The sequence below is a fragment of the Streptomyces sp. NPDC002499 genome, assembly GCF_053595415.1.
This window is the reverse complement of record NZ_JBSFXO010000003.1, coordinates 347,237-366,437: the sequence shown is the minus strand read 5'-3', so window position 1 is coordinate 366,437 and position 19,201 is coordinate 347,237. Positions and strand designations below refer to the sequence as shown.

The window sequence follows — 19,201 nt, the reverse complement described above, 5'->3', positions numbered from 1 at the left end:
CATCATACGGTGCACCCCCCACGGGCTGGCAAGCTCTGGGCCCCGGGTTCCGCGGGTGCGGCCGTTCACCATGTGTAGAAGCCCTGTCCCGTCTTGTGCCCGAGTTCTCCGCGCGCCACCTTTTCGCGCAGCAGCCGCGGCGGCGCGAACCGCTCGCCCAGGGTGGCGTGCAGATACTCCGCGATGGCGAGCCGCACGTCGAGCCCCACGAGGTCCGTGAGCCTCAGCGGCCCCATCGGGTGCTTGTAGCCGAGCCGCATCGCGTCGTCGATGGCCTCGGGCGCGGCGACGCCCTCCTCGACCATCCGGATCGCCTCCAGACCGAGGGCGAGACCGAGCCGGCTGCTGGCGAAGCCCGGGGAATCCTTGACGACGACGTCCTGCTTGCCCAGCGCCTCGGTCCACCCCAGCGCGGCCTCGACGGTGTGCGCGGCGGTGCCCGGGGCGACCACGATCTCGACCAGCGCGGAGGCGGGCACCGGGTTGAAGAAGTGCATGCCCAGGAAGCGCTCGGGCCGGTCCAGTACGGCGGCGAGGTCGGCGACCGACAGCGAGCTGGTGTTGGTCGCGAGAACGGTCGTACCGCCGACCGCTTCCTCGGCCGCCTTCAGCACGCGCGCCTTGAGCGCCGCGTCCTCGGGCACGGCTTCCACGACCAGTTCGGTGTCCGCGGACAGCGCGTCCACGGCCGGTACGACGGTGACACGGCGGGTCACCTGCTCCGCCGACTCGTCGAGATGACCGCGTTCCTCGGCCTTCCTGAGCCCGGCGCCGATCCGGTCCAGGGCCGCCGCGGCGGCCTCCGTCCCGCTCTCCACCACGGTCACCACCGATCCTGCGGTGGCGAACGACTGGGCGATCCCCGCGCCCATACGGCCGCCGCCGATGACCCCGACGGTCTTCGGTGCGTTCGTCATGCGCGGCTCCTTCGTTCGAGAAAGCGGGTCATCCGGTCCTTCTTGTCCTGGCCCTCGAACAGCACGGCCTGGGCCAGGTCGTCGGCGACGGGGTGGGCGCCGGGCGAGTCGACGACGAGCTTGGTCAGCCGCAGGGCCGCGGCCGACTGGCGCGCCATGCGGTCGAGCAGCGCGTGCGCCTGCTCCAGCAGCTTCTCGGCCGGTACGACGTCCATGACCAGGCCCGTCAACTGGGCTTCCCGGGCGTCGAGTTGACGCCCGGCGAGCAGGATCTGCTTGGCCACCGACTCGCCGACCAGCTCGGGCAGGCGCCAGCAGGCACCGGCCGCCGCGATGATGCCGAGGCCCGGCTCGGGGTTGCCGAACACGGCATCGGGGCCGGCGATCCGCAGGTCGCAGGCGTAGGCGAGTTCGGCACCGCCGCCCAGGGCCCAGCCGTCGACGGCGGCGAGGGTCGGCATGGGCAGCCGGCGCACGCGCTCGAACAGGCGGCTGTTGATGCCCTGGAGCGCTTGGTCGCGGCCGCGCTCCAGCAGTTCGGCGATGTCGGCGCCGCCCGCGAAGACACCGCCGTGGCCGGTCAGCAGGAGCAGCTTGGGGTCGCGTTCCAGCAGCTCGCACACCTGGTGCAGTTCGGTGATCATGCGGCCGCTGATGGCGTTGCGGGCCTCGGGGCGGTGCAGGGTGACCACGACCCGGTCGGCGCGTTCCTCCACCAACAGGGTCTCGTAGGAACGGAGTTCGGTGGCGGCCGTCCCACCGGCTCCATCGTTCGTGGCCGTCGTACGCGCTCCGTCGTTCGTGGCCGTCGTACGCGCTCCATCGCTCGTGGCCGTCATACCCGCTCCACCAACAGGGCGACGCCCTGGCCGACGCCCACGCAGAGCGTGGCCAGGCCGCGGCGGCCGTTCTCCCGTTCGAGTCGGCCGAGCAGCGTCAGCAGGATGCGGGCGCCGGAGCAGCCCAGCGGATGGCCGAGCGCGATGGCGCCACCGTCGGCGTTGACCTTGTCCTCGTCCAGCTTGAGCCGGCGCATGACCGCCAACGCCTGGGCGGCGAACGCCTCGTTCAGCTCCACGGCGTCCAGCTCGCCGACCTCCCAGCCGGCCCGGGCCAGGGCCTTCTCGCTGGCCGGTACCGGGCCCAGGCCCATGAGGTTGGGCTGGACGCCGGCCGACGCGGAGGCGATGATCCGCGCGCGGGGCGTGAGCCCGTAGCGGTCCACCGCCTCGGCACTGGCGACCACCAGTGCGGCGGCGCCGTCGGAGAGCGGTGAGGACGAGCCCGCCGTGACGATGCCGTCCTCACGGAAGACGGTCCGCAGCGAGCCCAGCTTCTCCAGCGTGGTGGCGGGGCGCGGGCCCTCGTCCCGGGTCACCTCGCCCTCGCCCACCGGGACCGGCACGATCTCGCGGTCGAAGCGGCCCCCGTCCCGGGCGGCCACGGCCCGCTGGTGGCTGCGCAGGGCGAAGGCGTCGGACTCGGCGCGGGTGATGCCGTCCAGGGCGGCGACCTCTTCCGCGGTCTCCCCCATGGTCAGCGTGAGCTTGGTGGTCAGCGGGTCGGATCCGGCGGGCACGGCCCGGTCCGCGGCGGTGAAGCGCGGGTTGGTGAACCGCCAGCCCAGCGCGGTGTCGTGCACCTGGCCCGGCTTGGCCCAGGGCGTGCCGGGCTTCTCCATCACCCAGGGCGCCCGGGTCATGGACTCCACTCCCCCGGCGACCACCAGGTCCGCCTCGCCGGCGCGGATCGCCTGGGCGGCCGAGGCCACCGCCGTCAGACCCGAGGCGCACAGGCGGTTGACGGTGTAGCCGGGCACGGTGTGCGGCAGCCCGGCGAGCAGCACCGCCATCCGCGCCACGTCACGGTTGTCCTCGCCCGCCTGGTTGGCGGCTCCCAGGATGACCTCGTCCACGGCCTCGCCGGGGACACGGGCGCGGCGGACGGCCTCGGCGACGACGAGGCCCGCGAGGTCGTCGGGGCGGACGGAGGCCAGGGCACCGCCGTAGCGGCCCTGCGGGGTACGGGCCCCGTCGACGAGATAGACGTCGGACATCGGGCGGACTCCTCGGCATCGGTGAACGGGGGCGTCTGCGCGGCCTGCGATCCGCCTCTTGACATGCAGGGGTCTTGCTGGATTACTTGGCCGTGTCGCACGCTAACCGAATGTTCGGTCGGTCCACAAGGTGGTGGAAATGACGACCCAGGCACCCGGCACGACACCTGGTCCCGTGGAGCAGATGTTCGCCGCGGACCAGGCGTCCAGGCAGCTCGGCATCGAGCTGGTGCAGTACGGCGAAGGGACCGCCGTACTGCGGATGACCGTGACGTCCGCCATGGTCAACGGACACGGGATCGCCCACGGCGGTTACCTGTTCCTTCTCGCGGACTCGGCCTTCGCCTGCGCCTGCAACAGTCACGGACCCGTGACCGTCGCCGCGGCCGCCGACGTCGACTTCATCGCCCCCGCGCACGAGGGCGACGTCCTGGTGGCCACCGCGCGCGAGCGCATCCGGTTCGGCCGTAGCGGCATCTACGACGTGAGTGTCCTGCGTGGTGACGAAGTGATCGCCGAGTTCCGCGGGCGCAGTCGCACCCTCCGCAGCACACGACATGAGGAGCCGCAATGAGCAGCGAAGTGATCGGTGAAGCAGTCGGCGAGGAGACCGGCGAGGCGATCGCGCCCGTCGGGGCCCGCCGCGGGGACCCGCTTCCCGAGGCACTCCTCGACGACGCCGAGCGGATGTCCCGCGAGGAGGTCAGGGCGCTCCAACTCACCAGGCTGCGCACGACGTTGCGGCACGCCTACGACCATGTCGAGCTGTACCGCGCGAAGTTCGACGCGGCCGGGGTGGGTCCGGAGGACTGCAAGTCCCTGGAGGACCTCGCCCGCTTCCCCTTCACCACCAAGGCGGACCTGCGGGACACCTACCCCTTCGGCATGTTCGCCGTGCCCATGGACCAGGTGCGGCGCGTGCACGCCTCCAGCGGCACCACGGGCCGCCCGACCGTGGTGGGGTACACCGAGAACGACCTGTCGATGTGGGCGGACGTGGTGGCCCGCTCCATCCGCGCGGCAGGCGGCCGCCCCGGCCACAAGGTCCATGTCTCGTACGGGTACGGCCTGTTCACCGGCGGACTCGGCGCCCACTACGGCGCCGAACGGGCCGGCTGCACGGTGATCCCCGCCTCGGGCGGTATGACCGCGCGCCAGGTCCAGATCATCCAGGACTTCAAACCCGAGATCATCATGGTCACGCCCTCCTACATGCTCACCCTCCTCGACGAGTTCGAGCGCCAGGGCGTCGACCCCCGCTCCACCTCGCTCAAGGTCGGCATCTTCGGCGCCGAGCCCTGGACGGAGGAGATGCGCCGCGAGATCGAGGAGCGCCTGGACATCCACGCGGTCGACATCTACGGGCTGTCCGAGGTGATCGGCCCGGGCGTCGCGCAGGAGTGCGTGGAGACCAAGGACGGGCTGCACGTCTGGGAGGACCATTTCTACCCCGAGGTGGTGGATCCGCTGACCGACGAGGTGCTGGCCGACGGCGAGAGCGGCGAGCTGGTCTTCACCTCGCTCACCAAGGAAGCGCTGCCGATCATCCGTTACCGCACCCGGGACCTGACGCGGCTGCTGCCCGGCACCGCCCGGCCCGGCTTCCGCCGGATCGAGAAGATCACCGGCCGCAGCGACGACATGATCATCCTGCGCGGGGTGAACGTCTTCCCCAGCCAGGTCGAGGAGATCGTGCTGCGCACGCCCGCGGTCGCCCCGCACTTCCAGATCCAGCTCAGCCGCCGCGGCCGGATGGACCACATGACCGTCCGCGTGGAGGCACGTCCCACCAGCGAACCCGCGCAGCGCGAGGCCGCCGTCAAGGACATCACGCGGGGCATCAAGGACGCGATCGGCGTGAGTGTCGAGGTCGCCGTCGTCGACCCGGAGACCCTGGAGCGGTCGGTGGGCAAACTGCGCCGCGTCAAGGACCTGCGCGACTGAGGACACGTACGGGGTCGGCCGTGGTCGGTGGCGACAGCAGTCGTCACCGGCCACGGTGTTCTTGTGAGAGGGATCACGCCGTGCGGAGCGAACTCCCGCGCGGGCCTACCGTCTTGTGTGCGGCGACAACCGTCTTTCCCCCTCCCCCCGCACCAGATTGGATCCACCCCGTCCCATGTCGACGTCACGACGTTTCCATGCCCCGGTGGCCCTGCCCGCCGACCCGTCCTGCTCGGTGATCCGCGACGCGGTCCTCGACGTCGGCCCGGACGGCCGCATCACGTACTGCGGTACGGCCGACGCGGCTCCCCCGGTCGCGGACGAGGTCCCCCGCACCCGCCTGACCGGAATCCTCACGCCCGGACTGGTCAACACCCACGCGCACTCCCCGATGACCCTGCTGCGGGGCCTCGGCGGCGACCTGCCGTTGCTGGAGTGGCTGCAGAACGCCATCTGGCCGGCCGAGGGACGGATGCGGCCCGAGGACGCCCGCGCCGGCATGCTGCTCGGCTGCGTCGAGATGCTCCGCTTCGGCGTGACCACGAGCGCCGAGATGTACGCGCACGCCGAACAGGTCGTCGACGCGGCCCTGGCGGCCGGGAGCCGGGTCCTGGTCGCCCCCGCCGTCTTCGACCTGCCCGGCATGGACTGGCGGGGCGACGTCGCCGCGATCGGCAAGTGGATCGACGCGGACGGCCTCCGCTTCGGACCGGGCGACCGTATCGAGCTCTGCTACGGGCCGCACTCGACCTACACCCTGCCGCCGGAGGCCCTGCGCGTCGTCGCGGAGGAGGCCGCCCAGCGCGGCGCGCTGGTCCATATCCACGCCGCCGAGACGCTCGCCGAGGACATCGCGACGCGCGAGCGTCACGGATCCGTCCCTCAACTCCTCAAGGAGACCGGGCTGTTGGACGGACGGCTGCTGGCCGCCCATGCCGTCCACCTCTCCGACGACGACATCTCCCTGCTGGCGCAGGCGGGCGCGGGTGTCGCGCACTGCCCCGGCTCGAACGCCAAGCTCGCCTCCGGCACGGCCCGGCTGCGCGAACTGCGCGCGGCAGAGGTCCCGGTCGGCCTCGGCACCGACGGACCCGCGAGCAACGACGACCTCGACCTGTGGGAGGAGGCCCGGCTCGCGATGATGTTCACGCGCCTCGCCACCTCCGACCCGCTGGCGCTCACCGCCGAGGACGCGTTCCTCATGGCGACGACCGTGGGAGCGGCCGCACTCGGCAGGACCGACATCGGCGCGCTGCGCCCGGGCACCTGGGCGGACCTGGTCCATGTCGCCGTGGACGGGCCCCACTTCGCCGCGGGCCTGGACGTCTCCGACACCCACCTCGTCTCCAACCTGATGTGGGCGGCCGGCTCCCGCGCGGTCCAGGACGTCTGGGTGGCGGGCGAGCCCGTCGTCGTGGACGGCGAGACCGTCCGCGTCGACCGCGTCGACGCCCAGCGGGCCGCGGCCCGATCGACCGCCCACATCATCTGAGGAGCACGTCATGGCCGTACGCGGGATCCTGGGGCGTCAGCGCCGTGAGTACCGGGCGCCGGAGCCGCACCCGTCGGGCGCCCGGGCGCCGAAGCTGCCGGGTGAGCTGGTGCCGAAGCATGTGGCGATCGTGATGGACGGCAACGGCCGGTGGGCCAAGGAGCGCGGGCTGCCGCGTACCGAGGGCCACAAGGTGGGCGCCGAGCGGGTGTTGGACGTGTTGCAGGGCGGGATCGAGGCGGGCGTCGGCGCGATCTCGCTGTACGCGTTCTCGACGGAGAACTGGAAGCGGTCGCCGGACGAGGTGCGCTTCCTGATGAACTTCAACCGTGACTTCATCCGCAAGACCCGCGACACCCTGGACGAGTTGGGGATCCGGGTGCGGTGGGTGGGCCGGATGCCCAGGCTGTGGAAGTCGGTGGCCAAGGAGCTGCTGATCGCGCAGGAGCAGACCAAGGACAACGACAGACTGACCCTGTACTTCTGCATGAACTACGGCGGCCAGGCCGAGATCGGCGATGCGGCCAAGGCGTTGGCGGAGGATGTGAAGGCCGGCCGCCTGGACCCGTCCAAGGTCAACGAGAAGACCCTGGCGAAGTACCTGTACTACCCGGACATGCCGGACGTGGACCTGTTCCTGCGGCCCAGCGGTGAGCAGCGCACCTCCAACTTCCTTCTGTGGCAGAGCGCGTACGCCGAGCTGGTCTTCCAGGACGTCCTGTGGCCGGATTTCGACCGTCGTGATCTGTGGCGGGCCTGCGTCGAGTTCGCCTCCCGCGACCGGCGCTTCGGCGGCGCCGTACCGAACGAGGATCTGCTCGCCATGAAGCGGGACATCGCGGGGAATCCCACGCCCTCATGAGAGAACTCCGGCCCGCGTGCAGTCCGGGGGGAGGGTCTGCAGCGGGCCGGAGCGTCCGGGGGCGGCCGAGGTGTCAGCCGGTGGTGGCCGCCTGCTCGACGAGGTCGACGACCGCGTCGGGCTGCGACAAGTAGATGGAGTGGCTGCCCGGCACCTCGGCGACCGTGGCACCGATGCGCGCGGCCATCGCCCGCTGGGCCGGCGGCGGGATCATCCGGTCGTCGGCCGCGACCAGGTACCAACTCGGCTTGGTCCGCCAAGAGGCTTCGCCCACCTCGCCGTTGAGGGCTTCGAGCCCCCACGGGACCTGCGAATCGGCCATGAACCGCGCCTGCGCCTCTGGCAGATCACCGGCGAAGGACGCGTGGAAGCGGTCCCGGTCGAGGAACAGGTAGCCGTCCTGCGGCGGAAGGATCGGCGGAATCGGCGCGCCCGCCGGCGGGTCGGCGATCAGGGAGCCGACGGACTCGCCCTTGTCCGGGGCGAAGGCCGCGACGTAGACGAGCGCGGAGACCTTGGGGTCCAGCCCCGCTTCGGTGATGACGACACCACCGTAGGAGTGCCCCACCAGCACCACCGGGCCGTCCTGCGCGGCGATGATCTGTCGGGTCGCGGCGACATCGCCGGCCAGGGACCGGGTCGGATTCTGTACGACGCCGACGCGGTAACCGGCCTTCACCAGACGCTCGTGGACACCCTGCCAGCCGGATCCGTCCACAAATCCGCCATGGACAAGAACTACATTCCGTACGGAAATGTCCGCGGCCACGACAGCCTCCGTTCCCCAGTACCGGGTCCAGCTTTTGGGTCACCCCTACTTTATGAACCGGCCATCCGCACAGCTACGGCCAAATGACCTAGGGAACCAGGGGTGTTGCGCGATCTCGCGTGGCCGATTTCCACACCTTCCCCTGCCAATGTGATGCAGGCCACTCGATCTCGTTCGAACTTTTCGCCGCCCGTCCCATCATGTCGATGATTCGGCTCGACCACGATGGGAGGCTTCATGTCATCCCCCGCACCAGCAGGCAGGGAAGGCGACAAGCACCTGGCCGACGGCTCCGGCACAGGCTCGATCGGGCGCCTCGTCGGACGATCGGCGGAGCTGAAGCTCATCGACGAACTCTTCAGATCGGCCACCACCCGGGGCGTCGCGCTGATGCTGACCGGAGAGCCGGGAGTGGGAAAGAGCGCCCTCCTCGACGCCGCGGCGCGGCGGGCCTCGGAAGCGGGTTTCCGAGTTCTGCGCGTAGTGGGCTCGCAATTCGAGGAAAGCGTCAGTTTCTCCGCCCTGAATCAAATACTTCAGCCGCTGACGGGAGAAATTCCCGCTCTTCCGGTCCGGCAGGCGGAAACACTGCAGGCGGTGCGCGGACTCTCCGAGGAACAGCCCACCGAACTGCTCGCGATCGCCAACGCCGTGCACGTCCTGTTGTCCCGGACCGCCGCGAAGAGGGGGCCCGTCGCGCTGGTCATCGACGACGTGGCCTGGCTCGACCGGCCCAGTGCCGTGGTCCTGGGCACCGTCGCCCGCTACATCCGGACCAGCTCCCTGGCCCTGCTCGCGGCCTCCCGGACCGGCGACGAGTCCTTCCTGAGCAGCACCGGGATACCCACCCACGAGGTGCGGCCGCTGGACGAGGAGTCCGCGAACGAGCTGGTGGCGGAGCGGTTCCCGGCCATGGCGGCCAGGGTCCGGCAGCGGCTGGTCGCGGAGGCCGCGGGCAATCCGCTGGCGCTGCTGGAACTGCCCGGCACGCTCAACGAGGCGCAGCAGACGGAGCGCGGACCGCTGCCGGCCGTACTGCCGCTGTCGGAACGGCTCAAGGGGATCTTCTCCGTGCGGGTCGGCGGACTCCCGGACGCGACAAGGGAGTTGCTGCTGCTCGCGGTGCTGGACGCCTCGGGCGACCTGCATGTCCTGGAGCGGGCGACGATCGGCTCGGACGCCCTGACCGAGCTGGGTCCGGCCGAGAAGGCGGGGCTGGTGCAGGTCGACTCCGTGACGGGCCGGCTCGTCTTCCGGCACCCGCTGACCCGTTCCGCGGTCATGGAGCTGTCGACGAGCGCGGAGCGCCGGCGCGGTCATCTGGCCCTGGCCGGTGAGTTCCCGGAAGGTTCCGAGCGCCGGGCCCGCCACCTGGCCGCGGCCTCCGTCGGCCCGGACGACGAGGTGGCGTCCCTGCTGTACGAAGTGGCCTACGGGACGCTGCGCCGCGGCGACGCGGTCGGTGCCATCACCACCCTGCTGCGCGCCTCCGAGCTGAGTGGCGAGGCGACGGCCAAGGCGCGGATGCTGGCCGAGGCGGCCTGTCTCGGCGCCAACATCACCGGCGATCTGCGCAACGTCCGCGCGCTGCTGGACAACGCGCTGCTCGTCGACCCCGCGGGCGTGGGCACCGAGTCCCTCGCGGCGGCGGCAGCGGCGGCCAGCCATCTCCTCAACGGGGAGGGCGATGTGGACACGGCCCACAAGCTGCTCGTGGGCGCGATCCGCAACCATTCACTGCCGAGCGCCACCTGCAACAACATCATGAGCGAAGCCCTGCACACCCTGCTCCTGGTCTGCTTCTTCGGCGGCAGGCCGGAGCTGTGGCACTCCTTCGACCGCGTGGTCGCGGAGATCGGCCGGCGCTCCCCGGACTCCCTGTTGGCCGTGCGGCGCGGTGCCTTCGGCGATCCCGCCCATGCGGCGTCGTCCGTACTGGAGACACTCGACGGACTCGTCTTCGACCTGCACCGGGAGACCGATCCCCGGCGCATCGTGCGCACCGCCCAGTCGGCCGCGTACGTCGACCGGGTGCCCGGCTGTCGCAGCGCCCTGTGGCGGGTCATCGAGGACGGCCGCGGCGGTGGGGCCATCGCCATGGCGATCGAGGCCTTCTTCATCCTGGCCAACGACGCCTACGCCAGCGGGCAGTGGGACGACGTGCCCGACCTCACCGGCGAGGGGCTGCGGTGGTGTGCGACGTACAACTACCGGCTGTCGTCGTGGTCGGGCCGTTTTCTGCAGGGCCTGCTGGCGGCCGCGCGGGGTGACAGCCGCACCGCGCAGGACATCGCCGACCGGCTCGTGTCCTGGGGGAACCCCCGGGGGCTGGGCGCGCTGCATGTGTACGCCTCGCACATCCGGGCCCTGTCCGCGCTCGGCAGCGCCGACTTCGAGGGCGCCTACCGGCAGCTGCGGTCGGTGGGCACGCCCGGCACGCTGCCCTCGCACATGCCGCACGCCCTGTTGCTCTTCCTGGACTTCACGGAGGCCGCGGCGCGCACCGGCCGGCACGCCGAGGCCGTCCAACATGTCGCGGCGGTCCGGAAGTCCGACATCCCCGCCGTCTCGCCGCGGCTGGCCATGATGACCGATGCCGCCGAAGCCATGGCCGACCCCGACGTCATCGACCACCACCTGTTCGAGCGGGCCATCAACGCCCCCGACGCGGAACGGTGGCCGTTCGATTCGGCGCGGATCCGGCTGGCGTACGGCGAGCGGCTGCGCAGGGCGAAGGCGGGCGGCGCGGCGCGCGTCCATCTGGCGGTCGCGCTCAGCACGTTCCAGCGGCTCGGGGCCGAGCCGTGGAGTGCGCGGGCGGCGAACGAGCTGCGGGCGAGCGGCATCCCGATCAGGACCGCGGTGCCCAGCGACGACCGGTACGCGCTGCTGACCCCGCAGGAGCGGCAGATCGCGCAGCTGGCGGCCACCGGGCTGACCAACAAGCAGATCGCCGCCCAGCTCTTCCTGTCGCCCCGCACCGTGGCCGCGCATCTGCGGGGCGTCTTCCCGAAGCTGAACGTCACCTCGCGGGCCGGCCTGCGCGACGCGCTCACCGGCCTTGACCACCCCTGACGGCGTCAACTCCCGCCACCGTGAAGGGGGATGACCGCAACGCGAACAGCCCGCCTCGGCAGGGCGGGCTGTCGGGGGTCACCCGAAGACCGAAGGTCCACGCATGCTGTCCGAAGGCGCCGGGTCAGCCCTGGGCGGCCTGCTTGATCAGTTCCGCGACGGCCTCGGGGTGGGAGACGTGGACGGCGTGGCTGCCGGGGGTCTCGCTCACGGTGGCGCCCGCGCGCTCCGCCATGGTCCGCTGCACCGGCGGCGGGATCATCCTGTCGTCGGCGGCGACGAGGTACCAGCTCGGCTTGGTGCTCCAGGCAGGCTCGGTGATCTCGCCGCCGACGGCGTCCAGGCCCCAGGGAACCTGCGCGTCCGCCAGGAACGCGGCATCCGCGGGCGGGATGTCGCCGGCGAAGGAGGCCGGGAACTTCTCCCGGTCCAGGAACAGGAAACCGTCCTGGGGCGGCAGGATCGGCGGCACGGGCGCGCCGGGCGCCGGGTCGGCGACCAGCGAACCGACGGACTCGCCCTTGGCCGGGGCGAACGCGGCGATGTAGGCGAGCGCGGCGACCTTCTCGTGCCGGCCGGCCTCGGTGATCACGGCGCCTCCGTAGGAGTGGCCCACCAGGACGGCCGGTCCGTCCAGGGCGTCGAGGGCCCGGTGGGTGACCGCGACATCGCCTTCGAGGGAGAGGGTCGGGTTCTGTACGACGACGACCCGGTACCCCTCGCCGGTGAGGAGACGGTGCACCGGCTGCCAGCCGGACCCGTCGACGAATCCGCCGTGCACGAGGACGACGTTCTTCACGGTGGTCATGGAGGTGGCTCCTGTTGTCTTTGAGGACCCTGCGAGACAGCTCCAAGCTAGGCCGGTCCGTCCGCCCGGGCTTCAGCCAAATGACCTAGTGGTGCGGGGGCGGCCTCAGGAGACGAGTGTGCGGTCGGCGGCCGGTCGATGTGCCCTGCCGCGGGCGGCGGCGAGCATCTCGCGGGCCTCGATGCGGCTGGCCCTGACCCGGTCCTCGGCATTGCCGTGCGGGGCGTCGGCCGTGGCGGCGAGGGCCGCGGCGAGCTTGGCCCGCCCCTGACTGAGCCGGCTGCGCACGGTGCCCACGGGCACCCCGCACGCGTCCGCGATCTGCTCGTACGAGCTGACCCCCGCGGTGAAGTGCCGCAGCACCAACGGCATGCGCAGCACCGGCGAGAGTTCCTCCAGCGCCTCCCACACCCAGTCCCGCAGGGCGTTCCGCTCGAGCCACTGCTCGGGGCCCACGTCCGTCGACGCCAGATGCAGGTCGTCCACGGGCCGGACGACGACCGAGTCCCGCAGCACCGACCGACTGGCGTTGCGCACGATCATCCGCAGCCACGCGCCCACGGCACCCGGATCGCGTACGTCACCGATCCGCCGCAACGCCGTCAGCGCCGCGTCCTGCATCACGTCGTCGGCGTCCGCACCCGGCCCGAGAATGCTCAGCGCCACCGCACGCATTCCCGCCCGGTGCCGCTCCAACAACAGGCCCAGCGCGGCGACTTCGCCCGCCTGGGCCGCCCGGGTCAGCGTGGCGTCCTCGACGCGTGGCACCTCCTCGACCTCACGAATCATGAGAACCCTTCCAACACCCGTCTGTCCCTGGTCGGTTGTGTGATGGCGTCAGGACGCCGGGAAGTTCGCGGTGCTCACCGCCCGTGGTCGTGCGGGCACTTGGTGAGCACCGCCCTCTGAGCACGGGTGCTCAGAGGAACGGCTCCCCGCTGTTGGGTGTGCTGCGTGTCAGGCGTCCGCGAGCCAGCTGCCGTGGAAGCCGGCGGGCACCCGGCGGGGCAGGTGGATGGTGGCCACCGGCTCCTGGGTGAGGTTGTCGGCGTCGAGGATCACCAGGTCGCTGCGGTCGGTCGAGGCGTCGTAGACGTAGGTCATGAGCCAGCCTGGTCCGCCGGGCTGATCGTCGGCGGGGGCGAAGGCCGCCTCGCCCGGCAGGCGTCCCGGGGCGAAGTAGTGGCTGCTGACACTGGACTTGCGCAGGTCGTACCGGTGGATCGCGGCACGTGCCTCGTCCGGGTCGTACTGCTGGAGCTCCGGCACCGGGCCCGCCGTGGCGTGGCCGAAGTCCGAGGGCAGGCCCTGGAGTCGGTCGTCGATGCGCGGGAACTCGCCCGGGTGGTCGTCCAGTTGCTCCTCGGTGAGCGCGCCCGTGGTGAGGTCGATGGTCCAGCGCCACAGCTGGGCGGGGTCCGCCACGGCCACGCCGTCACCCAGGCGGGGGTAGCGCATGCCCAGCAGGACGAGCCGCCGACCGTCGTTCTCCTCGTAGGAGTTGAGCGTGTGGAAGACGTAGCAGGGCTCGATGTCGAACCAGCGGATGTCCCCGTGCGGGTCGTCCCTGCGCAGCACGCCGAGCCGGGCGCCGTAGGTGTCGGACCAGACGTAGGGCATGCCGCCGTCGGGGTCCATGGCGCGCTCGATGCTGAACACGGCCGGCAGGTCCATGAAGACGACATGGTTCCTGGTCAGATAGAAGTCGTGCATCATCGTGTGCGCCGGTACGTCGACCGGCCGGCTGACGGTCAACTCACCACTGGCGTCGGCGCGGTGGTAGGTCAGATAGGGCGCCGACAGGCCGCCGTACCCGTAGAAGTGCAGTTCGCCGGTGACCGGGCAGGTCTTGGGGTGGGCGGTCATCGGGGTGCGCAGCCGGCCGCCGAAGTCGAAGGGCCCGACGGTGTCCAGCTCGCGTCCGGGTTCGCAGCTCAGCTCGTAGGGGAAGGACGTCTCGACGAGGGCGAGCGTGCGGCCCGCGTGCCGTACGACGTGGGTGTTGGCGACGCCGGCGGCGAGGTTCATCTCGCCGTCCTGGCCGTAGACCAGGGCGCCCGACTCCAGGGTGGAGGTGCGGACCCAGCGGTTGCGGTACGAGGTGGCCCTGCCGTCTTCGAGACGCACTCCGTGGACCATGCCGTCACCGGTGAACCAGTGGGCCGAGTCCGCCTCGTGCGGGTTGGGGCCGTTGCGCAGGTACCAGCCGGTGAGTTCCGGCGGGACGGAGCCGGTCACTGCCAGTTCGGTGACCGTGATCTCGTCGGGCACCGGGGCGAAGTTTCCGGCGAGGTGCGGAGGGGTTGTGTCTGTGCTCACGGGAAGTTCCTTCGGGAGTGCGGTCAGGCGTTCGCTGCGTTCGCTGCCATCAGGGCTTCGAGACGGGCCTGGACCCGACGGGGGTAGATCGCGGTGAACATCGCGGGGGCGACCAGGCCGACCACGTGCGCGGTGATACCGACCCAGGCCGGGGCGTCGGTGGCGTTGGCGATGGCCAGCACGACGAAGATGAAGGTGAAGCCGGATCCCCAGGCGGCCGTGATGTGGTTGTTGACGGCGAGGAAGCCGGGGGTGTTCCAGTACTCCTCGGGCGTCTGGCGACGGGCGATGCCCAGCGTGAAGGGGCTCTTGACCGCCATGCTGCCCCAGGCCGTCAGGGCCAGCCAGACGAAGGAGAGGACGTCGCTGTGGTCCTGGACCGATGAGTCGGGCGAGCTGAAGGAGATCGCTCCGATGATGACGAAGTAGATGATCGTGCTGATCTCCAGGACCATCGCGTCCATCGCGACGCCCCGGCTGCGGTCCTGCACCAGCAGGAGAACGCCGACGACGAAGCCGGCCACGGCGCCCCAGCGCCAGTCGAAGGCGGAGACGACCCCTGCCGCGATCCATGGGGTGAAACCCCGCAGATAACCCATAACGCCCACGTCGTGATACCTCGCATCTCGATGTTCCAACTTTGACAGGTGAAAGCTAGAAGCTCCGAAACCAACATGTCAAGACCGGAATATTGAACAGAAGTCGATCCGATGCCCATGGGGCCTGTAGGCGGGATCCGCAGGGGTAGTTTTCGACCTGTCACTTTTGGAGGGCCGGGGGTTAAGGTTGTGAACATGAGCCTTCGTCACGCCCTCTTGGGACTCCTCGTCTTCCGCCCCGGCAGCGGCTACGACCTGCTGAAGATCTTCAACACCTCTCTCGGGTACGTCTGGCCCGCGAAGCAGAGTCAGATCTACGGCGAGCTGACGAAGCTGGACGCGACAGGCCTGATCAAGGTCACCGAGGAGGGCCCCCGGGGGCGTAAGCAGTACTCGCTCACCCCCGACGGGCACGCGGAGACGGTGCGCTGGCTGACCGAGGTCCAGGAGAGCCGGCCGCAGCGGAACCCGATGCTCCTTCAGACCTTCTTCCTGGGGCTCCTGCCGCGCGACGAGGCCGTGCAGCGCCTGCTGGACCACGCGGACACCTCGGCCAAGGAGCACGACGCCCTGGTGGCCCTGCGGGACTCGGAGAACTGGGACCGGGACATGCTGAACGTGTGCGGCAGGCTGGTCCTGGAACACGGCATCCGCCAACGCGTCCTGGAACAGGAGTGGGCCCGCTGGGCCGCCGACCAACTCCTCGCGGGACACGTCCCGGAGCCCGCCGCGGAGGCGGGGGCGACGACGGACGACCCGGCCCGCTGAGGTCATGCCGAACGTCCTGCGGCTTGCCATGGGGACTCCCTACAAGCGGAGAGCGTCTCTCCGCTTGGAGACTATCACCGCTCCCGCCCGCCCGTGGCCGCGTCAAACCTGAACAGCCCGTACGGGCACTGTCCAGGTTCGAACGACCGCGCTGAGCAGGGTTTCCTTGCGAAACGGGAGGCCAGGCGCTACGAGACGGCGGCGACGAATCCCGCGATCGCCCCGGCGAACTCCTCCGGTTCCTCGACGTGGCCGAAGTGACCGCTGTTCTCCAGGACCAGCAGTTCCGACGCGGGGATCAGCCCGTGCAGCTCCTGGGCCCACTTCATCCCGCAGATGAAGTCGTGCCGGCCGACGACGACCAGAGTCGGCACGGTGAGCGACCCGAGTTCCGCGCGGTCGTCGATGACGATCGGCCGGCCGTTCTCGTCCTGACCCGAGATGTACGCGGCGCTCACGGCGGCCCGGAAGGGCGCGAACTCCTTCTCACGGCCCCAGTAGTCGGCGAAGTACACCGGGACCAGCGCCTTGAGCACCTCGGTGATCCGCTCGTCGTCCTCGGCACCGGAGAGGGCCTCGAACCCGGCCAGGATCGCGGGGAGTTCGGGCTGGTCGGCGTGGCCCGCGGCGAACTCCTGCACCAGCCGCATGGCTTCGGCGGAGTGCTCGGGGCCGGTGAGCGGCGCGCTCTCGTACAGGATCACGCCGGCGACCTGCTCGGGGTGGCGCAGGGCGTGGTACTGGACGACGAAGCCGCCGTGGGAGTGGCCCAGGAGATGCACCTTGGGCACGTCGAGGTGCTCGATCAGCGCCTCCAGGGACCGGCTGTAGCGGTCCCGGGTGTATCCGTGCGGGTGGGAGGGAAGGCGGCCCGATCCGCCCGTGCCGACCGGCTCCAGGTAGACGATCGTGAGGTGCCGCTCCAGCGCGGGCATGCGCAGGTACTCCCAGTCGATACCGGGTCCGCCGGAGTGCGCGACGCAGACCGGTCCGGTTCCGTGGACGTGATAGCGCTGCGTCACTCCGTCGATGTCGACGGTGTGCGTACCGGTCGCCAGGGGGTCGACAAGAGGGTTGGTCATGGGAACTCCGTGTCAGGAAAAGGGTGATGACACGGACAGGACGCGACGCACAGGGTGAAGTTCGCCCCTGTGGCGTGGCGTGCGTCACACGGCAGATTCCACGACAGGAAGAGATTCGAGGACCTGCACCGGCCTGGGATGGAAGAGGCGCAACCGGTGCACCCGACCGGCGTCGTCCAGCGTCATCAGCCAGGCCACGGAGGGCGGGCAGTGCTCCGGATCGAAGGCCGGGTTGGTGATGTCCATCTCCCAGATGGACAGCGACCGTCCGGCGACGGCGTGGACGAGGCTCTGGCGCACACCGTCCTCGATGTCGTTGTCCATGGCGCGTACGAGGACGTCCCGGCCCCCGACCCGGTCGCTCCCCCGCAGAAGCGCGACCTCGGGAGACCAGCGTTCGGTCAGCAGCTTGCCGAAGTGTCCGCTCTCGGCGGCGTCGAGGGTCTCCCGCGCCTCGACACGGCTGGCCCGGACCCGCTCCTCGACATTCGCGTGCGGGGCGTCGGCCGTGGCGGCGAGGGCCGCGGCGAGCTTGGCCCGCCCCTGGCTGAGCCGGCTGCGCACGGTACCGACCGGCACCCCGCAGGCCTTCGCTATCTGCTCGTACGCGGTGACACCGGTGGTGAAGTGCCGTAGCACCACGGGCATGCGCAGTACCGGCGAGAGTTCCTCCAGCGCCTCCCAGACCCAGTCCCGCATCGCGTTCTGCTCGAGCCACCGCTCGGGACCGGCGGCCGTGGAGGGGAGTTGCAGGTCGTCGACCGGCCGGGTGGCGACCGCGTTCCGCAGCAGGGAACGGCTGGCGTTGCGCACGATCATCCGCAGCCACGCGCCTACGGCACCCGGATCACGTACGTCACCGATCCGCCGCAACGCGGTGAGCGCCGCGTCCTGCATCACGTCATCGGCGTCCGCACCCGGACCGAGGATGCTCAGAGCCACCGCACGCATCCCCGCCCGGTGCCGCTCCAGCAGCAGGCCCAGTGCCGCGATCTCCCCCGCCTGAGCCGCCCGGGTGAGCGCCGCGTCCTCGACGCGTGCCACCTCGGCAACCTCCCGAATCATGCGACCCCTTCCAGCGCCCGTCCGCCCCATGGTCCACGACACTCACCCAAGCATGGGCGCGGACGGGGGCGGGACGGGCGGGTGCGGCGAGATTCGGTCGGGCGTTCCGGAAGCCGTCGACGTCGATGTTCACCGCCCGTTGACGTGATAACGCCGTTAACGTTACGGTCGACGGTAACGCCGTTAACAGACTCGACGGCGGCACCTTCAGCGAAGTGAGGCAGCCGATGGGGCGACTCAAGGTTCTGATCTCCGGCGCGAGCATCGCGGGGCCCGCACTCGCGTTGTGGCTGGCCAGGTACGGCGCGGACGTCACGGTCGTGGAGCGCTGGCCCGAACTGCGGGCCGGCGGCCAACTCGTCGATCTCCGCGGGGTCTCCCGGGAGGTCCTGCGCAGGATGGGGGTCGACTCCGAGGTACGGGCCGCGCGCGAGAGCAACTACGGCCTCTCCTTCGTCGACGCCCAAGGACGTACGAAGGGGGCGCTGCGGGCCGACCAGTTCGGCGGGGACGGGCCGGTCGCCGAGATCGAGATCCTGCGCGGCGCCCTGTCCGAAGTGCTCCACGCACAGTCGCGGGACCGGGTCGAGTACCGGTTCGACGACCGCATCACCTCGGCCCATGACGACGGAGCGAAGGTGCACGTCGAGTTCAGGTCCGCGCCCGCGGAATCGTTCGACGTGGTGATCGGTGCCGACGGACTCCACTCCGAACTGCGCGAGATGCTCTTCGGCCCGGAGACCGATCACCTCCACCACCTCGGCACGTACGTCTCCTTCTGGACCGCCCGCAACCACATCGGCGTCAAGGACTGGACCGTCGCCTACAGCGAACCCGGCAGGACCATCGGGATGCGCTCCATCCTCGACAACTCGAAGGTGATGGCGTTCTTCAGCTTCCGCGCGGGGCGGCCCTCCTACGACTGGCGCGACGTCGACGCGCAGAAGCGCATCGTCAGGGCCAGGGCCTCCGGCATGGCCTGGGAGGCGGCCGCCCTGCTGTCGCAGATCGACACCGCCCCCGACTTCTACTTCGACACGTGCAGTCAGGTCAGGCTGCCCAAGTGGTCCAGCGGACGCGTCGGCCTGGTGGGGGACGCCGCCTACTCCGCCTCGCCACTGTCGGGCCACGGCACCACGATCGCCATGGTGGGCGCCTATGTGCTCGCGGGCGAACTGGCGGCCACCCCCGACGACATCGCGGGGGCGCTCACCCGGTACGAGGCGAAACTGCGCCCGTGGATCGGGGAGATCCAGCAGTGGGCCCCCGACCAGGGGAAAGTGATGACACCGCGGACCGCACGCGGCATCGCGTTCCGCAACGGGGTCGTCCGCCTGGCACGTCACGTCCCCGGCAAGGAACTTCTGCTGCGGAGCCAGGTCAACAGGTCGAACGCGTTCCTGCTCGACGACTACTCACGGCACCTGGTGGCGGCGTGACTCCGG

17 protein-coding genes are annotated in these 19,201 nt (G+C 70.8%); 7 read left to right on the top strand and 10 right to left on the bottom strand.

Translation table 11 applies throughout. The annotated features are described in order from the left end of the window. Positions 1 to 65: 65 nt before the first annotated feature. The 3 genes from ACWD5F_RS09640 to ACWD5F_RS09630 are packed head-to-tail and all read right to left on the bottom strand — an operon-like array spanning position 66 to position 2,973. Positions 66 to 917 carry a 3-hydroxyacyl-CoA dehydrogenase family protein gene (locus ACWD5F_RS09640; protein WP_451252740.1) on the bottom strand — a complete coding sequence of 284 codons (852 nt, stop codon included), beginning with the start codon at positions 915 to 917 and terminating at the stop codon, positions 66 to 68. After that, positions 914 to 1,756: an enoyl-CoA hydratase/isomerase family protein gene (locus ACWD5F_RS09635; protein ID WP_451252738.1), complete on the bottom strand. Its 843-nt coding sequence runs from the start codon at positions 1,754 to 1,756 to the stop codon at positions 914 to 916. The genes ACWD5F_RS09640 and ACWD5F_RS09635 overlap by 4 nt, the downstream gene beginning before the upstream one ends. Next, positions 1,753 to 2,973 carry a thiolase family protein gene (locus ACWD5F_RS09630; RefSeq protein ID WP_451252736.1) on the bottom strand — a complete coding sequence of 407 codons (1,221 nt, stop codon included), beginning with the start codon at positions 2,971 to 2,973 and terminating at the stop codon, positions 1,753 to 1,755. Before ACWD5F_RS09630 ends, ACWD5F_RS09635 begins: the two co-directional genes overlap by 4 nt. Before the next feature lie 139 nt (positions 2,974 to 3,112). Here ACWD5F_RS09630 and paaI point away from each other — a divergent pair, with 139 nt between their 5' ends. The 4 genes from paaI to ACWD5F_RS09610 all read left to right on the top strand — a co-directional run bounded on the left by paaI (position 3,113) and on the right by ACWD5F_RS09610 (position 7,271). Beyond that, positions 3,113 to 3,547 (top strand): hydroxyphenylacetyl-CoA thioesterase PaaI, encoded by a 435-nt coding sequence (gene paaI, locus ACWD5F_RS09625; RefSeq protein WP_451252734.1) that lies wholly within the window; start codon positions 3,113 to 3,115, stop codon positions 3,545 to 3,547. Next, entirely contained in the window at positions 3,544 to 4,917 is a 1,374-nt protein-coding gene (gene paaK / locus ACWD5F_RS09620) for a phenylacetate--CoA ligase PaaK (RefSeq protein ID WP_451252732.1), read from the top strand. Before paaI ends, paaK begins: the two co-directional genes overlap by 4 nt. Before the next feature lie 175 nt (positions 4,918 to 5,092). After that, entirely contained in the window at positions 5,093 to 6,409 is a 1,317-nt protein-coding gene (locus tag ACWD5F_RS09615) for an amidohydrolase family protein (protein WP_451252730.1), read from the top strand. A 10-nt stretch (positions 6,410 to 6,419) separates the two neighbouring features. Beyond that, positions 6,420 to 7,271: an isoprenyl transferase gene (locus ACWD5F_RS09610; protein WP_451252728.1), complete on the top strand. Its 852-nt coding sequence runs from the start codon at positions 6,420 to 6,422 to the stop codon at positions 7,269 to 7,271. Between the two features lie 73 nt (positions 7,272 to 7,344). Here ACWD5F_RS09610 and ACWD5F_RS09605 read toward each other — a convergent pair whose 3' ends face one another. Next, positions 7,345 to 8,040: an alpha/beta fold hydrolase gene (locus tag ACWD5F_RS09605; RefSeq protein WP_451252726.1), complete on the bottom strand. Its 696-nt coding sequence runs from the start codon at positions 8,038 to 8,040 to the stop codon at positions 7,345 to 7,347. 237 nt (positions 8,041 to 8,277) lie between these two features. On the opposite strand from ACWD5F_RS09605, the gene ACWD5F_RS09600 reads away from it, so the two are divergent. Further along, entirely contained in the window at positions 8,278 to 11,115 is a 2,838-nt protein-coding gene (locus ACWD5F_RS09600; protein WP_451252724.1) for an ATP-binding protein, read from the top strand. 124 nt (positions 11,116 to 11,239) lie between these two features. Here the strand turns inward: ACWD5F_RS09600 and ACWD5F_RS09595 are convergent, their stop codons facing one another. The 4 genes from ACWD5F_RS09595 to ACWD5F_RS09580 form a co-directional block, all read right to left on the bottom strand. Continuing rightward, entirely contained in the window at positions 11,240 to 11,923 is a 684-nt protein-coding gene (locus ACWD5F_RS09595; protein WP_451252722.1) for an alpha/beta fold hydrolase, read from the bottom strand. 105 nt (positions 11,924 to 12,028) lie between these two features. Continuing rightward, positions 12,029 to 12,712, bottom strand: coding sequence for an RNA polymerase sigma factor (locus ACWD5F_RS09590; RefSeq protein ID WP_451252720.1), 684 nt, complete (start codon positions 12,710 to 12,712; stop codon positions 12,029 to 12,031). Between the two features lie 168 nt (positions 12,713 to 12,880). Continuing rightward, complete coding sequence (locus tag ACWD5F_RS09585; protein WP_451252718.1) at positions 12,881 to 14,242, bottom strand: carotenoid oxygenase family protein; 1,362 nt, start codon at positions 14,240 to 14,242, stop codon at positions 12,881 to 12,883. A gap of 23 nt (positions 14,243 to 14,265) precedes the next feature. Next, entirely contained in the window at positions 14,266 to 14,841 is a 576-nt protein-coding gene (locus tag ACWD5F_RS09580; RefSeq protein ID WP_451253180.1) for a hypothetical protein, read from the bottom strand. 195 nt (positions 14,842 to 15,036) lie between these two features. On the opposite strand from ACWD5F_RS09580, the gene ACWD5F_RS09575 reads away from it, so the two are divergent. Continuing rightward, positions 15,037 to 15,609 carry a PadR family transcriptional regulator gene (locus ACWD5F_RS09575; protein ID WP_451252716.1) on the top strand — a complete coding sequence of 191 codons (573 nt, stop codon included), beginning with the start codon at positions 15,037 to 15,039 and terminating at the stop codon, positions 15,607 to 15,609. A 188-nt stretch (positions 15,610 to 15,797) separates the two neighbouring features. Here ACWD5F_RS09575 and ACWD5F_RS09570 read toward each other — a convergent pair whose 3' ends face one another. Both ACWD5F_RS09570 and ACWD5F_RS09565 read right to left on the bottom strand, forming a co-directional pair. Further along, positions 15,798 to 16,691 carry an alpha/beta fold hydrolase gene (locus tag ACWD5F_RS09570; RefSeq protein ID WP_451252714.1) on the bottom strand — a complete coding sequence of 298 codons (894 nt, stop codon included), beginning with the start codon at positions 16,689 to 16,691 and terminating at the stop codon, positions 15,798 to 15,800. Positions 16,692 to 16,775: 84 nt separating this feature from the next. Then, a complete protein-coding gene (locus ACWD5F_RS09565) occupies positions 16,776 to 17,756 on the bottom strand; it encodes an RNA polymerase sigma factor (RefSeq protein ID WP_451252712.1) in 981 nt (326 codons plus the stop codon). Between the two features lie 227 nt (positions 17,757 to 17,983). Here ACWD5F_RS09565 and ACWD5F_RS09560 point away from each other — a divergent pair, with 227 nt between their 5' ends. Then, positions 17,984 to 19,195: an FAD-dependent monooxygenase gene (locus ACWD5F_RS09560; RefSeq protein WP_451252710.1), complete on the top strand. Its 1,212-nt coding sequence runs from the start codon at positions 17,984 to 17,986 to the stop codon at positions 19,193 to 19,195. Positions 19,196 to 19,201 lie beyond the last annotated feature (6 nt).